General features: G+C 63.8%; 15 protein-coding genes. 7 read left to right on the top strand and 8 right to left on the bottom strand.

Annotated features, from left to right (window positions below; translation table 11 throughout):
* Positions 1-145: 145 nt before the first annotated feature.
* Together AC6RA4_RS00050 and hrcA are read right to left on the bottom strand one after the other, a co-directional pair.
* The gene (locus AC6RA4_RS00050) at positions 146-703 is read right to left on the bottom strand and encodes a nucleotide exchange factor GrpE (protein ID WP_500156164.1); all 558 of its coding nucleotides are present in this window, start codon (positions 701-703) and stop codon (positions 146-148) included.
* A gap of 9 nt (positions 704-712) precedes the next feature.
* On the bottom strand, positions 713-1,777 hold the full coding sequence (gene hrcA, locus AC6RA4_RS00055; protein ID WP_500156166.1) for a heat-inducible transcriptional repressor HrcA: 1,065 nt from the start codon (positions 1,775-1,777) through the stop codon (positions 713-715).
* Between the two features lie 113 nt (positions 1,778-1,890).
* On the opposite strand from hrcA, the gene rph reads away from it, so the two are divergent.
* The 3 genes from rph to hemW are packed head-to-tail and all read left to right on the top strand — an operon-like array spanning position 1,891 to position 4,356.
* Positions 1,891-2,604 carry a ribonuclease PH gene (rph, locus tag AC6RA4_RS00060; protein WP_500156168.1) on the top strand — a complete coding sequence of 238 codons (714 nt, stop codon included), beginning with the start codon at positions 1,891-1,893 and terminating at the stop codon, positions 2,602-2,604.
* The gene (gene rdgB, locus AC6RA4_RS00065) at positions 2,601-3,212 is read left to right on the top strand and encodes an RdgB/HAM1 family non-canonical purine NTP pyrophosphatase (protein WP_500156170.1); all 612 of its coding nucleotides are present in this window, start codon (positions 2,601-2,603) and stop codon (positions 3,210-3,212) included. Before rph ends, rdgB begins: the two co-directional genes overlap by 4 nt.
* Positions 3,205-4,356, top strand: a complete 1,152-nt coding sequence (gene hemW, locus AC6RA4_RS00070) for a radical SAM family heme chaperone HemW (RefSeq protein WP_500156172.1) — start codon at positions 3,205-3,207, stop codon at positions 4,354-4,356. The genes rdgB and hemW overlap by 8 nt, the downstream gene beginning before the upstream one ends.
* Before the next feature lie 78 nt (positions 4,357-4,434).
* Here hemW and AC6RA4_RS00075 read toward each other — a convergent pair whose 3' ends face one another.
* From AC6RA4_RS00075 to rho, 6 genes are read right to left on the bottom strand one after another with little or no spacing between them, the layout of a single operon-like run.
* Positions 4,435-5,343: a ParB/RepB/Spo0J family partition protein gene (locus AC6RA4_RS00075; RefSeq protein WP_500156173.1), complete on the bottom strand. Its 909-nt coding sequence runs from the start codon at positions 5,341-5,343 to the stop codon at positions 4,435-4,437.
* A gap of 26 nt (positions 5,344-5,369) precedes the next feature.
* On the bottom strand, positions 5,370-6,179 hold the full coding sequence (locus tag AC6RA4_RS00080) for a ParA family protein (RefSeq protein WP_500156175.1): 810 nt from the start codon (positions 6,177-6,179) through the stop codon (positions 5,370-5,372).
* On the bottom strand, positions 6,172-6,795 hold the full coding sequence (gene rsmG, locus AC6RA4_RS00085) for a 16S rRNA (guanine(527)-N(7))-methyltransferase RsmG (protein WP_500156177.1): 624 nt from the start codon (positions 6,793-6,795) through the stop codon (positions 6,172-6,174). Before rsmG ends, AC6RA4_RS00080 begins: the two co-directional genes overlap by 8 nt.
* Positions 6,792-8,660: a tRNA uridine-5-carboxymethylaminomethyl(34) synthesis enzyme MnmG gene (gene mnmG, locus AC6RA4_RS00090; RefSeq protein ID WP_500156179.1), complete on the bottom strand. Its 1,869-nt coding sequence runs from the start codon at positions 8,658-8,660 to the stop codon at positions 6,792-6,794. The genes rsmG and mnmG overlap by 4 nt, the downstream gene beginning before the upstream one ends.
* Before the next feature lie 12 nt (positions 8,661-8,672).
* A complete protein-coding gene (gene mnmE / locus AC6RA4_RS00095; protein ID WP_500156181.1) occupies positions 8,673-9,956 on the bottom strand; it encodes a tRNA uridine-5-carboxymethylaminomethyl(34) synthesis GTPase MnmE in 1,284 nt (427 codons plus the stop codon).
* Positions 9,957-9,975: 19 nt separating this feature from the next.
* Entirely contained in the window at positions 9,976-11,247 is a 1,272-nt protein-coding gene (gene rho / locus AC6RA4_RS00100) for a transcription termination factor Rho (RefSeq protein ID WP_500156183.1), read from the bottom strand.
* A gap of 536 nt (positions 11,248-11,783) precedes the next feature.
* Between rho and AC6RA4_RS00105 the strand changes: the two genes are divergently transcribed.
* From AC6RA4_RS00105 to dnaQ, 4 genes are read left to right on the top strand one after another with little or no spacing between them, the layout of a single operon-like run.
* Positions 11,784-12,383, top strand: coding sequence for a Maf family protein (locus tag AC6RA4_RS00105; protein ID WP_500156185.1), 600 nt, complete (start codon positions 11,784-11,786; stop codon positions 12,381-12,383).
* On the top strand, positions 12,380-13,210 hold the full coding sequence (locus tag AC6RA4_RS00110) for a shikimate dehydrogenase (protein ID WP_500156187.1): 831 nt from the start codon (positions 12,380-12,382) through the stop codon (positions 13,208-13,210). Before AC6RA4_RS00105 ends, AC6RA4_RS00110 begins: the two co-directional genes overlap by 4 nt.
* Positions 13,210-13,800, top strand: a complete 591-nt coding sequence (coaE, locus tag AC6RA4_RS00115; protein ID WP_500156189.1) for a dephospho-CoA kinase — start codon at positions 13,210-13,212, stop codon at positions 13,798-13,800. The genes AC6RA4_RS00110 and coaE overlap by 1 nt, the downstream gene beginning before the upstream one ends.
* The gene (dnaQ, locus tag AC6RA4_RS00120) at positions 13,793-14,482 is read left to right on the top strand and encodes a DNA polymerase III subunit epsilon (protein ID WP_500156191.1); all 690 of its coding nucleotides are present in this window, start codon (positions 13,793-13,795) and stop codon (positions 14,480-14,482) included. The genes coaE and dnaQ overlap by 8 nt, the downstream gene beginning before the upstream one ends.

Here is a 14,482-nt window from a genome sequence, read left to right on the forward strand (position 1 = left end):
GGACCTCGCTTCGCTCTGCGGTGGCTAGTTAGTTAGTTCTTTTGGCGCCCCCCCCCCCCCCCCCCCCCCCCCGGGGGGGGGGGGGGGGGGGGGGGGGGGGCGCCCCCCCCCCCCCCCCCCCCCCCCCGCGCCGGGAGCCCAGAGATCAGCTCGCCGGCATCGAGCTCACGCCGACCTGCGCGGGACGCAGCAGACGGTCGTAAAGCATGAAGCCTTCCGCCGAGACCTGGATGATCTCGCCCGCCTTTGTGCCCGGCACCGGCGCCTCGAACATCGCCTCGTGCTGCTGCGGGTCGAACTTGTCGCCGACCTGCGGCGAGATCGTCGTCATGCCATGCTTGGCGAAGGTGTTGGTCAGCTCGCGCAGGGTCAGCTCGATGCCCTCGATCAGCGCCTCGGCGGCGTTTTCCTCGCGGGCCACGCCAAGCGCGCGGTGCAGGTTGTCATAGACCGGCAGCAGGTCGCGGGCGAGACGCGAGCCGCCATATTGCTGCGCCTCGCGACGATCCTTGTCGGCCCGCTTGCGCGCATTCTCGGCATCCGCCAGCGCGCGCATGAAGCGATCCTTGAACTCGTCGCGCTCGGCGCGCAGCGCATCGATCTCTGCTGCCTCGGTATCGATCTCCTCGGCCTCGTCCGCATAGGCCTCGGCCTCGGCGGCTTCGATGTCATCGAGAAACTCGTCGTTCTTCGGGTCTGCCATTGTTCACCTCTAGCTCCGCTCGGCAATCAGCTTGCCGACCAGCTGCGCCGTATAATCCACGATCGGGACGATCCGGCCGTAGTTGAGGCGCGTGGGTCCGATCACGCCCACCGCGCCGATGATCTTACGATCCGCGTTCATATAGGGAGACACCACCAGAGAGGAACCCGAAAGTGAGAAAAGTTTGTTCTCCGAGCCGATAAAAATGCGCACCCCGTCGCCGGTCTCGGCGAGTTCCAGAAATTCGGCAATGTCCCGCTTGCGCTCGAGGTCGTCGAACAGGCTGCGGATGCGGTCGAGCTCCTCGGTCTCGGCCTCGGTGCCAAGCAGATTCGCCCGTCCGCGCACGATCAGCCGGGCCGAATTGTCGGCGTCGCTCTCCCACGTGGCGATGCCCGCCTCGATGAGATCGGCGGCCAGCGTGTCGATCTCCTGCCGCCGGCGCGAGATTTCCTCGGCCATCACCCCGCGCAGTTCCGAGAGCGTCTTGCCCTCGATCAGCGCGTTGAGGAAATTCGCCGCCTCCCGCATCGAGCTTGGCGTCTGTCCGGGCGGCGGCCGGAACAGCCGGTTCTCCACGTGGCCATCGCCAAACACCAGCACCACCAGCGCCCGGTCATGGCCGAGGCTGACGAACTCGATATGCTTGATCGGCGCCTCGTGCTTCGGCGTCAGCACCAGCGAGGCGCCATGGGTCACCCCCGACAGCGCCGAGCCCACACGGTCGAGAATGCCGCCCACATCGTCGCCCCCTGGCCCCAGCGTGGCGTCGAGCTTTTCGCGATCCGAGAGATCGAGGTCACGCACCTCCAGAAGCCCGTCGACAAACATCCGCAGGCCAAGCTGGGTCGGGATCCGTCCGGCGCTCACATGCGGGCTGTCGAGCAGGCCGAGATATTCGAGATCCTGCATCACGTTGCGGATCGTCGCCGCCGAGACCTTTTCGCTCAACGACCGCGTCAGCGTGCGCGAGCCGACCGGCTCGCCGAACTCCAGGTAGCTCTCGACAACCTTGCGGAACACCTCGCGCGAGCGATCGTTCATCTCTTCGAGCAGCCGGGTTCCTTCGTTCATCCGTGTCTCTCCGCGTCCTTGGGCCATTAAAAGCACCCCTCCTGCGCCGTCAATCGGGGTTGCGGGGATAGCGGGGCACCAGTATCCCGGGCGCAACCGAGAAAGGGACTTCCATGAGACCGTCAGGACGAGATTTAAGCGAAATGCGCCCCGTTTCAATCGAGACGGGTGTCACGAAACATGCCGAGGGCTCGTGCCTGATCAAGATGGGCGACACCCATGTGATCTGCACCGCCTCACTCGAAGAGCGCGTGCCGCCGTTCATCAAGGGCTCGGGGCTTGGCTGGGTGACCGCCGAATACGGCATGTTGCCGCGCTCCACAGGCTCGCGCATGCGCCGCGAGGCCACCACCGGCAAACAAGGCGGCCGCACCGTCGAGATCCAGCGCCTGATCGGCCGCAGCCTGCGCGCCGGCGTCGATCGCGTCGCGCTTGGCGAGCGCCAGATCAGCGTCGACTGCGACGTGATCCAGGCCGATGGCGGCACCCGCTGCGCCGCGATCACCGGTGGCTGGGTGGCGCTGCGCCTTGCCGTGAACAAGCTGATGAAGGCCGGTGACGTGAAGACCGATCCGCTGATCTCGCCGGTCGCGGCGGTGAGCTGCGGCATCTATGCCGGCCAGCCGGTGCTCGACCTCGACTATCCCGAGGACAGCGAAGCCGGCGTCGACGGCAACTTCATCCTGCGCGGCGACGGCCAGCTCATCGAGGTGCAGATGTCGGCCGAGGGCGCGACCTTCTCGCGCGACCAGATGGGCAAGCTGCTCGATCTGGCCGAAGCCGGCGTGTCGCAGCTCGTCGAGGCGCAGAAGGCCGCGACCGCATGACCCGCAAGTTCGAGGGCAAAAAGCTTCTCGTCGCGACCCACAACCGTGGCAAGCTTGAGGAGATCGCCGATCTCCTCAAGCCCTACGGCATCGAAGTGGTCGGCGCGGCCGAGATGGAGCTGCCGGAACCGGAAGAGACCGGCACCACCTTCGTCGAAAACGCCCGCATCAAGGCCCATGCCGCAGCGAAAGCCACCGGCCTGCCGGCGCTCTCGGATGACAGCGGCATCGCCATCGATGCGCTGGATGGTGCGCCCGGCGTCTACACCGCCGACTGGGCCGAAACCGGCAATGGCCGCGATTTCATCATGGCGATGACCCGCGCCCATGACGAGCTGACAGCCTCTGGCAAGCCCGAGCCCTGGACCGCGCGCTTCTGCTGCACCCTGGTGCTGGCCTGGCCCGATGGCCATGACGAGGTGTTCCCCGGCGTGATGGAAGGCCGCGTGGTCTGGCCGATGCGCGGCGATCAGGGTCACGGCTATGACCCCGTGTTCCAACCGCAGGGCTACGACATCACCTTCGGCGAGATGGATCGCTGGGAGAAGAACAAGATCAGCCACCGCGCCGATGCCTTCGCCAAGTTCGTGACGGGCTGTTTTGGCTGAGACTTGGCAAGCTGGGGGCTTCGGCCTCTACGTGCACTGGCCGTTCTGCGAGGCCAAGTGCCCCTATTGCGACTTCAACAGCCATGTGGTGTCGCACGTGGATCAGGCCCGCTGGGCCGCCGCGCTGGTCAGCGAGCTTGCCCGCTACGGTCGTCTGACCGAGGGGCGGGTTCTGCGCTCGATCTATTTCGGCGGCGGCACGCCCTCGCTGATGGCGCCGGAGACGGTTCGCGCCGTGCTTGATGCTTCCCGCGATCACTGGGCCTGGGCCAACGATATCGAGATCACCCTCGAGGCCAATCCCCGTTCCGTCGAGATCAACAAGTTTGAAGGCTTCGCCATAGCGGGCGTCAACCGCGTGTCGCTCGGGGTGCAGGCGCTGCGCCCTGACGACCTGCGCCGCCTTGGCCGTCTGCACGATGTCGACGAGGCTGTCCGCGCGCTCGAGATCGCCAAATCGACCTTCAACAGGGTCAATTTCGATCTCATCTACGGGCGGCAGGGCCAGAGCCTCGCGGCGTGGGAGGTGGAACTGCGCGAGGCGCTGGATCTCGCCGCGGATCACCTGTCGCTCTACCAGCTGACCATCGAGGAAGGCACCGCCTTCTGGGATCGCGCCCAGGCCGGCAAGCTGCGCGATCTGCCGAGCGAGGATCTCGGCGCCGATCTCTACCTCGCGACGCAGGAGATCTGCGAAGCGGCAGGCAAGCCGGCCTACGAGGTCTCGAACCACGCCGGCGAGGGCGACGAATCCCGGCATAACCTAGTCTACTGGCGCGGCGGCGATTACGTCGGCGTCGGCCCCGGCGCGCATGGGCGGGTGACGGTGAACGGACAGCGCTACGCCACCGTGGCGCGGCGCGCGCCCGGCGACTGGATCAAGGCGGCGGAGGCCGGTTCCGGAGAGCTCGAAAGTGAGGCCCTAACGCGCCAAGATGTATGGGCAGAATACCTGATGATGGGGCTGCGTTTGAGTGAAGGCCTAGATCTCGAACGTGCGCAGCTGATCGATCCGGATCGCACCGGGGCTCTCTCGCTCGACCCGCTTGTCGAGCTAGGCTTGATCTGGCGCGACGGCCAACGCTTTGGGGCAACCCAACAGGGCCGGATGCTGCTCAACACGCTCACTGCCGAATTGCTCTAAACCCCTTCAAGATCCCAGACACAACAAAGCCCCGGCGCCTTTCGGCCCGGGGCTTTTCTTTGCGGGTCTCCCCTGCCCTTACCGGGCTGCGCTGAGGATCATGCAGAGCGTATCGAGCTCTTCGAGGCTCTCGTAGGAGATCGTGAGCTTGCCGCCCTCTGCCCCCGGCTTGTGCGCCACCGAGACTTTCATCCCGAGCGCCGCTGACAGGTCGCCCTCGAGCGCACGGGTGTCCGCGTCCTTGTCGACCGCGTGCGGCGCGGCAGCCGAAATCTTGGGACGTTTCGGCTCGGATGCACCGCGAACCAGAGCCTCCGCCTGCCGGACGGAGAGCTTCTTTGCCATGATCTCGCGCGCGATGGCCTCGGGGTTCTCGGCGGTCACCAGCGTGCGCGCATGACCGGCGCTGAGATCCCCGTTCCGAACGTAGTCCTGCACGCTATCCGGCAGGTTCAACAAGCGCAGAAGGTTCGCGATATGGCTGCGGCTCTTGCCGAGCGCCTCCGCGATCTTCTCCTGGGTATGGCCAAAGCGGTACATCAGCGCCTTGTAGCCCGCCGCCTCTTCGATGGCGTTCAGGTCGGCGCGCTGAATGTTCTCGATGATGGCGATCTCGAGCGTTTCCTGATCGTCGAGCTCGCGCACCAGAACCGGCACTTCGTGCTGCTGCGCCATCTGTGCGGCGCGCCAACGGCGTTCACCGGCGACGATCTCGAACTGACCTTCCGCTCCCGGCGCCGGGCGCACGATGATCGGCTGGATGATGCCCTTGGTCTTGATCGACTCGGACAGCTCCTGCAACTGCTCGGGCGTGAAGGTGCGACGGGGCTGGTCCTTGTTCGGAACCAGGCTTTCGATTGGGACCATCCGGTCCGGGGTCTTCGGAGTCATGCTTTCCTGCTCGCGGGCAGGTGCAATATCGACATCCGACATCAGCGCGGACAACCCGCGACCAAGGCCTCGGCGTGCTTCCTTTTTCTCTGCCATCTCTGCTCTTTCTTTTCTTTTTCGGGTCAGGCGGCGAGCCGCGCGTTCTTGCGCAGCAGTTCGTCGGCAAGGTCACGATAGGCCGCGGCCCCCTTCGACTGGCTGTCGTAATTCAGCACAGACATTGCGTAGGACGGCGCTTCGCTGACCCGCACGTTGCGCGGGATCACGGTCGAGAACACCAGATCGCCAAGGTTCTCGCGGGCATCGTCTTCGACCTGCCGCGAGAGGTTGTTCCTTGCATCGTACATGGTCAGCAGCACGCCCTCGATCCGCAGGTCGGGGTTCGCACTCTGCCGGATCTCCCGCACTGTCAGCATCAGCTGCGACAGCCCTTCGAGGGCAAAGAACTCGCTTTGCAGCGGAACAAGCACGGAATGAGCGGCCACCATGGCGTTCACGGTCAGCAAGTTGAGCGACGGCGGGCAATCGATCAGCACGTAATCAAAGCCGAACCGGTCGATCTCGACCTGGCGCAGCGCGTCATGCAGCAGAAAGCTGCGCTTTTCGTTCGAGACAAGCTCGATATCCGCCGAGCTGAGATCCACCGTCGCCGGGATCAGATGCAGGTTTTCCTGATCGGTCGGCAGAATCGCATCCTCGAGCGCGACATCGTCGAGCAGCAGCTCGTAGGTCGTGTACTGCCGGTCATCGGGTTCGATCCCGAGCCCGGTCGAGGAATTGCCCTGAGGATCGAGGTCGACGACGAGGATCTTGTGCCCCTTCTCGGCCAGCGCGGCGCCCAGATTGATCGTCGTCGTGGTTTTTCCGACGCCGCCTTTCTGGTTCGCGATGGCAATAATCTTGGGGGCGCTAGGCCGCGACGGATCAGACATGTGTCAGCTCTCCGATGGTCAGGACGACTGCGTTTGGATCTGTAATGCTTGTACGCCGGGCGAGATCGAACTTCCACGATTCCCGCGCGGCGGCCACCTCTTTTTCCCAGTTTGCGCCTTTCAGGAACACGGCCTGCCCGCTGTCGGACAGGTGCCGGTCCGCGAAGGACAACAGGGTCGACAAGTCCGCCAGCGCCCGCGCGCTCAGCACATCGGCATTCAGCGGTGGGATCTGTTCGATGCGCCCGACAATCACCTGCGCCTGCACGCCGGTCTCACGCAGAACCGAACGCAGGAAGACCGCCTTGCGCTGATCGGATTCTACCAGCGCGACTTTCAACTCCGGCGCAAGTTCATGAGCAAGGATCGCGACCACAAGACCCGGGAAACCACCGCCCGCACCGAGATCTGCCCAGAGTCCGGAGTTCCGCCCTTCCAGGTCGAAAACCTGCGCGGAATCGATGATATGGCGGTTCCAGCCATCGGAAAGCGTACTCTTGGCGACGAGATTGATCTTCGGGGACCACTTCTCGAGCATCTCAATGAAATGCGTCAGCCGCTCCTGTGTTTCACGTGAAACATTGATCGCTGGCAGGCGCGGGTCCAGGGCGCTCATGCGGACTTGACCTGACCATGCCGCCGCAGACGCAGCAAAAGCAGCGAGAGCGCCGCGGGCGTCATGCCATCGACCTTGCCAGCCTGCGCGAGATTCACCGGCCGCGCCAGGGAGAGCTTGTGCTTCAACTCGTTCGAAAGCCCTTCGACAGTCGCAAACTCGAAATCGCGCGGAATCGTCATCGCTTCATCCCTGCGCAGCGCCTCTACATCCTTTTGCTGACGCGCGATGTAATTGGCGTAAAGCGCGTCCCGTTCGAGTTGCTCGGCGATCTCGCCATCGATCTCTCCGAACGACGCTTCGCCGCGCGTGAGCGTGGACATATCGACATCCGGGAAGGCAAGCAGCTCGAATCCGTTGCGCTTCTGCCCATCGGGCGAGACCTGGATACCCATCGCGCCAAGATCCTTCGGGGCAAACTGGCGTGATTCAAGCAACTCGCGGCCCGCCGAAAGCTTTTCGAGCTTGGTTTCAAACGCGATGCGGCGCTCCTCAGAAAGACAGCCAAGCTCGATGGCCCGCGGTGTCAGGCGCTGATCGGCATTGTCGGCCCGCAGCGACAGACGGAACTCCGCGCGCGACGTGAACATCCGATAGGGCTCGCTAACCCCGCGCGAGGTCAGATCGTCGATCATCACGCCGATATAAGATTCGGAACGACCGAACTGCACGCTCCCCTGCCCCAGCGCTTCGGCCGCTGCGTTCAGCCCGGCAACGAGGCCCTGCGCCGCGGCCTCCTCATAGCCCGTCGTCCCGTTGATCTGCCCGGCAAGGAACAGGCCAGAGACATTGCGAACCGCAAGACGAAGATCGAGCGAGCGCGGATCGACAAAATCGTACTCGATGGCGTAGCCCGGCTGCAGAATCTCGGCGCGCTCAAGACCGAAGATCGAGCGCACGTAATCGATCTGGACGTCTTCCGGGAGCGACGTCGAGATGCCATTGGGATAGATCGTGTGATCGTCGAGCCCCTCCGGCTCGAGAAAGATCTGGTGAGACGTCTTGTCGGCAAAGCGGACAATCTTGTCCTCGATCGAAGGACAATAGCGCGGGCCGATCCCCTCGATGTGGCCGCCATACATTGCTGAGCGGTCGAGGTTCTCACGGATAATCTCGTGCGTGCGCTCATTGGTATGCGTAATGCCGCAGCTGATCTGGCGCGCCGCTGGGGCCTTCGACAGGAAAGAAAACAGCACCGGTTCGTCATCGCCGGGCTGTTCCTCAAGCTGCGACCAGTCGATGGTGCGCCCGTCAAGGCGCGGGGGCGTTCCGGTTTTCAGGCGCCCAAGCTCAAGACCGAGGTCATCGATCCGCTCGGCCAGACGCACCGAAGGGCGATCGCCCATGCGCCCGCCCGGGTGAGACTTGTCGCCAATATGGATGACACCACGCAAGAACGTGCCCGTGGTCAGGACCACCGCGCCGGCACTTAAGTTGGAGCCGTCTTCCAGAACCACGCCCGAGACCTTGTCCGCCGACATGATCAGGTCGACCGCTTCACCCTCAACGATGGTCAGGTTCGGCGTCGCCTTCATCTCGCGCAGCATTGCTTCGCGGTAGAGCTTGCGATCCGCCTGAGCCCGCGGTCCCTGCACGGCCGGTCCCTTGCGGCGGTTCAGCAAACGGTACTGAATACCCGCCTGGTCCGCCACACGACCCATCACGCCGTCCATCGCGTCGATCTCGCGGACGAGATGGCCCTTCCCGAGCCCGCCAATCGCCGGGTTGCAGGACATGACGCCGATGCCAGCCTCGGAAAGCGTTACCAGAGCGGTGCGGGCACCCATGCGGGCGGAGGCCGCCGCGGCATCCGCGCCAGCATGTCCGCCGCCCACGACGACAACGTCGAAATCACGATGTTTCACGTGAAACACTCCTCACTTACCGATGCAGAAGCTTGAGAAGATCTCGCCTAGCAGATTCTCTACGTCGATGCGACCGATCAAAACTTCGAGCGCCCTGATTGCTGTACGGATTTCCTCAGCCGCGAGATCATAGCTGTCCGGGCCACGAGCGAGCAGATCTTTCGCGGCGTCAAGCGCGATCCGACCGTCGAGAAACGCAATCCGGTGCCGCTCCCGCGTGGCGAGCCCGGCAGCCTGGACCTTCTCGGAAAGACGCGCGCCGATCTCGGAAATCAGATGATCGAGCCCCTGCCCCGTCTTGGCGGAAATCCCATCGGACGCGCCGGACAGATCCGCCTTGGAGCGCAGCACGATATCGCCGCTGATGGGTTCAAAATCCGGCATCCCGCGCTCGTCGCTCAGGATCACGCGAAGATCCGAGGTCAGAGCTCGGTCCCGTGCACGGGCAATGCCGATCTTTTCAACCGGATCCTGGGTGTCTCGCAACCCGGCGGTGTCTAGCAGCGTTACCGGCAAGCCGGCGATCTCCATCCTGACCTCGATCACGTCGCGTGTCGTGCCCGCGATCTCGGAGGTGATGGCCGCGTCGCGGCCCGCGAGCGCGTTCAGCAAACTCGATTTTCCGACATTCGGCGCGCCGACAATGGCGACCTCGAAGCCCGTGCGGATGCGCTCGGCGCCATCCATCCCGCGAATTTCGCGATCCAGCCCGGCGATGACGCGGTCGAGGATTGCACGAACGTCGGCGGACACATCGACCGGAACCTCTTCATCGGCAAAATCGATTGTCACCTCAAGCAGCGAGGCCGCATGCACGAGATCCCGGCGCCACTCTTCGACACGATCGCCAAGAGCACCCGCAAACACGCGCAGCGCTTGGATGCGCTGACTTTCGGTCTCGGATTCGATGAGATCGGCCAGCGCTTCGACCTGAGTCAGGTCGAGCCGGTCATTTTCCAGCGCGCGTCGGGTGAACTCGCCGGCCTCTGCCATGCGCAACCCGTCCATATCTTCGAGCTCTCGCAGCACGGCACGCTGGATCGCAACGCTGCCATGGACGTGAAACTCGGCCACCGCCTCCCCGGTGAAACTGCTCCCATGCGCAAAAAGCAGGACCAGCGCCTCATCGAGCACCTGCCCCGCCCGGTCGGTCAACCGGCGCAGCGCAGCCTCGCGTGGTTTCGGCAACGCGCCACACAAGCGCTCTGCCGACGCCCAGGCCTCGGGGCCGGAAACGCGGATGACCGCTACGCCGGCTTTCCCCGGCGCACTTGCAAGCGCAAAGATCGTGTCCAAACCTGCCTCCCGGCCGGCGTCAGCTGTTCATCGAGTCGAAGAATTCCGAGTTTGTCTTGGTCTGCTTGAGCTTCGACAGAAGGAATTCGATGGCGTCGGTGGTGCCCATCGGGTTGAGGATGCGGCGCAGGACGAAGGTCTTCTGCAGATCGATCTTGTCGATGAGCAGGTCTTCCTTTCGGGTGCCCGACTTGAGGATATCGATCGCCGGGAAGACGCGCTTGTCGGCCACCTTGCGGTCGAGAACGATCTCGGAGTTGCCGGTGCCCTTGAATTCTTCGAAGATCACCTCGTCCATGCGGCTGCCGGTGTCGATCAGCGCGGTCGCGATGATGGTCAGCGAACCGCCCTCTTCGATGTTCCGCGCCGCACCGAAGAAGCGCTTCGGCCGCTGCAGGGCGTTGGCGTCGACACCACCGGTCAGGACCTTGCCCGAGGACGGCACCACGGTGTTGAAGGCACGACCAAGTCTTGTGATCGAGTCGAGAAGGATCACAACATCTCGTTTGTGCTCGACCAGGCGCTTCGCCTTTTCAATGACCATTTCCGACACCGCCACGTGGCGCGTCGCCGGTTCATCGAAGGTCGAGGAGACAACCTCGCCCTTCACCGAGCGCTGCATGTCGGTGACTTCCTCGGGGCGTTCGTCGATCAGCAGGACGATCAGGAAGCATTCCGGGTGGTTCTTCTCGATCGAGGTGGCGATGTTCTGCAGCAGAACCGTCTTACCGGTCCGCGGAGGCGCCACGATGAGCGAGCGCTGGCCTTTGCCGATCGGCGCGACGAGGTCGATGATGCGGGCCGAGCGATCCTTGATGGTCGGATCCTCGATCTCCATCTTCAGCCGCTCGTCGGGATAGAGGGGCGTCAGGTTGTCGAAAGCAACCTTGTGACGGGCGCGCTCGGGATCCTCGAAGTTGATCTTCGAGACGTCGACGAGCGCGAAGTAACGCTCTTCGTTGTCAGGCGCGCGGATTTCGCCTTCGATGGTGTCGCCGGTGCGCAGCGAATACTTCCGGATCATCTCGGGCGAGACGTAGATGTCGTCGGGACCGGGCAGATAGTTCGCTTCCGGAGAACGCAGGAAGCCGAAGCCGTCCTGAAGCACCTCGAGAACGCCGTCACCGCAGACTTCCCAGCCTTCATCCGCCCGCTCGCGCAGGATCTGGAACATCATCTCGCCCTTGCGCATGGTCGAGGCGTTCTCGATCTCGAGCTCCTCCGCCATGGCGAGCAGATCCTTCGGGCTCTGCGCCTTCAGATCAGAGAGGTTGAGCGTTTCGGTGCTCATGCTGAATCCTTTCGGGCCAAGCGTGTCGTCGGCCTCAAAACTGTCTTTCTCTGGGAAGTGATCAGCCCGGACGGGCGTCGGACTCGGATTTAGCTATCCCGAGGGGGTGAGTCAATCTTGCTGAGAGATCGAGAGGCGTGAGGCCGGGGCCTCCCTTATCTCAAGAAAGAAAGAGAAAGGATGATTTTGGTTTAGGCCCCCTCGAGTCCGGTGGATTATTGAGTTCTCTCAGAGTTTTCCCGATCCGGATTGCCTGTGGATAAAATTGTGGGGGTTATGAAGAAAGTATACAAATTATCGGAAATCTTTGTTCGTTTTCAATGCCGTGTATGAAACATGCGGTCTCGGGAAAACTTTTGGACAGGGCGGGGACCGAGGGGGGCGTCCCCAGCAGCGAGTTATCCATGCCCACAGACTCAGGAATCACCCCGGCGCGCCGTGAAAGGCCCGGGTTTTCCCCGTGCTTGCATGTCGGTGGGATTTTCCTCAGAACCATCCCCCGACAAGACCCCAAAGCTTTCGACAGGTTTTTCCACATGAGTCTGCCGTTCATCCTCGCCTCTGGGTCCGAAATCCGGGCCGAGCTGCTGCGCAAGGCGGCGGTTCCCCATCGAATCGAGCCCGCGCGCGTCGATGAATCCGCCATCCGCGACTCACTTACCGCCGAAGAGGCCTCGCCGCGCGACATCGCCGACGCATTGTCGGAGTATAAGGCCCGCAGCGTGGCCCGGAAGAACCCGGGCGCCTTCGTTCTCGGCTGCGACCAGATCCTCGCGCTTGGCAAAGAGGTGTTCGCGAAGCCCGAAACCCCGGAAGAGTGCCGGGAACAGCTCGTCCGGCTGCGCGGGCAGCGGCATCACCTCTATTCTGGGGCCGTGATCTATCAGGATGGCGAGCCGATCTGGCGTCACGTGGGCGTCGCGCGGCTGGTGATGCGCAACTTCTCGGACGCCTATCTCGACGATTACATCGCCCGGAACTGGGAGAGCGCGCGCCACTCGGTCGGTGGCTACAAGCTCGAGGAAGAGGGCGTGCGCCTTTTCGCCCGCATCGAGGGCGACCATTTCACCATTCTCGGGCTGCCGCTGCTCGAGCTCATCGCCTTTCTGCAGGTCCGGGAGATCATCGCCGCATGACCGACACGCGAATTCCACTGGCCGGGGTCATCGGGCATCCGGTCGCACACTCCCGCTCGCCGCTTCTGCATGGTCACTGGCTCAAGACATACGGGCTTCAGGGGCACTATATCCCGATGGATATCGCGCCGGAGAAGCTCGAAACCGCCTTCCGCACCCTGCCCGATTTGGGCTTTGTCGGCGTCAACGTCACCATTCCCCATAAGGAGAAGGTGATGGAGATCGCCGATCTGGTCTCCGACCGGGCGACGCTGATCGGGGCGGCGAACACCATCATCTTCCGCAAGGATGGCAAGATCCACGCCGACAACACCGATGGCTACGGTTTCATCGAGAACCTGCGCCAGGGGGCGCCGGGATGGGATCCGAAGGCCGGCCCGGCGATGGTTCTGGGCGCCGGCGGCGCTGCACGGGCGGTGATCGCCTCTCTGCTCGAGGTCGGCGTGCCCGAAATCTGTATTTCGAACCGCACCCGCAACCGCGCCGAGCAGCTGCGCGAAGAGTTCGGCGCGCGGATCCGTGTTGTCGAATGGGTGCAGGCCGGCAACGCGATGGACGAGGCGGCGCTGGTGGTCAATTCGACCTCGCTTGGCATGGTCGGAAAGCAGGAGCTGCGCGTGCCGCTTGACGGATTGCAGCCGGGGACGGTGGTCACCGATCTGGTCTACACGCCGCTCGAGACCCGGCTTTTGCGGGTCGCGCGGGAGCAGGGCTGCACCTGCGTCGATGGCCTGGGCATGCTGATCCACCAGGCGGTGCCCGGCTTTGAGCGCTGGTTCGGCAAACGCCCCGAGGTCGATGACGCGACCCGCGCCGCGATCCTGTGATGGGCTTTCTGCTCGGTCTCACCGGCTCGATCGGCATGGGCAAATCCACCACGGCGGGCTTCTTCGCCGAGGAAGGCTGCGCGGTCTGGGATGCGGATGCGGCGGTGCATCGTCTCTATTCAAAGGGCGGCGCGGCCGTTGCTCCGATGCAGGCGGAATTTCCGGATGCCATCGAGGATGATGCGATCTCGCGCGACCGTCTTCGCGCGATCATCGCGGGCGATGCGACCGCGCTGCCCCGCATCGAGGCCATCGTGCATCCGCTGGTGCAGGAAGACCGCGCCGCGTTCATCGCCGCGCATCCCGACCGGATCGTCGTGCTCGACATCCCGCTGCTCTTCGAGACCGGCGCCGACAGAGCGATGGATGCAGTCGCATGTGTCTCTATTCCAGCCCAACTCCAGCGTGAGAGGGTTCTGGCGCGGGGCACCATGAACGCCGAGGATCTCGATCGCATCCTTGCGCGACAGATGCCCAATGCTGAAAAATGCGCGCGGGCAGATTATGTCATCGAGACCGACACGCTTGAGCACGCCAAGGCTCAGGTGCAGTCTGTGATGCAGGATATCGAAAGGCGGCGACATGCGTGAGATCGTACTCGACACCGAAACCACCGGCTTCGAGCCGGAAACCGGCGACCGGATCGTCGAGATCGGCGCGGTGGAGCTCTACAATCACGTGCCCACCGGCAAGACCTATCACCAGTATATCAACCCCGAGCGCTCGATGCCTCAGGAGGCGTTCGAGGTGCACGGGCTGGGCGACGATTTCCTGCGCGACAAGCCGTTGTTTGCGCAGATCGTCGATGACTTCCTCGCCTTCATCGGCGACGCGAAGCTGGTGATCCACAACGCGACCTTCGATGTGAAATTCCTCAATGCCGAGCTGGGCTGGTCCAAGCGCCCTCTCCTGCCGAAGGATTGCGCCATCGACACGCTGGCCATCGCGCGGCGCAAGTTTCCAGGCTCGCCCGCCTCGCTCGACGCGCTGTGCCGTCGCTTCGGGATCGACAACTCGTCGCGGACGCTGCACGGCGCCCTGCTCGACAGTGAAATTCTGGCCGATGTCTATCTCGAGCTGATCGGTGGCAAGCAGCCGGATCTCGTGCTGAGCCCGGTGCGCCAGGGCGGTGGCTCCGATGGCGCGGCAGAGGATTGGCGCCCGCAGCGCCGACCGGAGCCTCTGGCGCCGCGGATCACGGAAGAAGAAAAGGCGGCTCACGCCGCCTTTGTCGAGAAACTCGGAGAGGCCGCGCTCTGGTCGCGCGGCTGA

This window comes from Salipiger sp. (genome assembly GCF_059781815.1).

Bases quoted from the DNA above. Each gene is read 5' to 3' on its own strand.
- rdgB (WP_500156170.1), top strand. From the start codon at position 2,601: ATGACCCGCAAGTTCGAGGGCAAAAAGCTTCTCGTCGCGACCCACAAC.
- AC6RA4_RS00105 (WP_500156185.1), top strand. From the start codon at position 11,784: ATGAGTCTGCCGTTCATCCTCGCCTCTGGGTCCGAAATCCGGGCCGAG.
- AC6RA4_RS00080 (WP_500156175.1), bottom strand. From the start codon at position 6,179: ATGTCTGATCCGTCGCGGCCTAGCGCCCCCAAGATTATTGCCATCGCG.
- AC6RA4_RS00050 (WP_500156164.1), bottom strand. From the start codon at position 703: ATGGCAGACCCGAAGAACGACGAGTTTCTCGATGACATCGAAGCCGCC.
- AC6RA4_RS00110 (WP_500156187.1), top strand. From the start codon at position 12,380: ATGACCGACACGCGAATTCCACTGGCCGGGGTCATCGGGCATCCGGTC.
- rsmG (WP_500156177.1), bottom strand. From the start codon at position 6,795: ATGAGCGCCCTGGACCCGCGCCTGCCAGCGATCAATGTTTCACGTGAA.
- AC6RA4_RS00075 (WP_500156173.1), bottom strand. From the start codon at position 5,343: ATGGCAGAGAAAAAGGAAGCACGCCGAGGCCTTGGTCGCGGGTTGTCC.
- hrcA (WP_500156166.1), bottom strand. From the start codon at position 1,777: ATGAACGAAGGAACCCGGCTGCTCGAAGAGATGAACGATCGCTCGCGC.
- dnaQ (WP_500156191.1), top strand. From the start codon at position 13,793: ATGCGTGAGATCGTACTCGACACCGAAACCACCGGCTTCGAGCCGGAA.
- rho (WP_500156183.1), bottom strand. From the start codon at position 11,247: ATGAGCACCGAAACGCTCAACCTCTCTGATCTGAAGGCGCAGAGCCCG.
- rph (WP_500156168.1), top strand. From the start codon at position 1,891: ATGAGACCGTCAGGACGAGATTTAAGCGAAATGCGCCCCGTTTCAATC.
- coaE (WP_500156189.1), top strand. From the start codon at position 13,210: ATGGGCTTTCTGCTCGGTCTCACCGGCTCGATCGGCATGGGCAAATCC.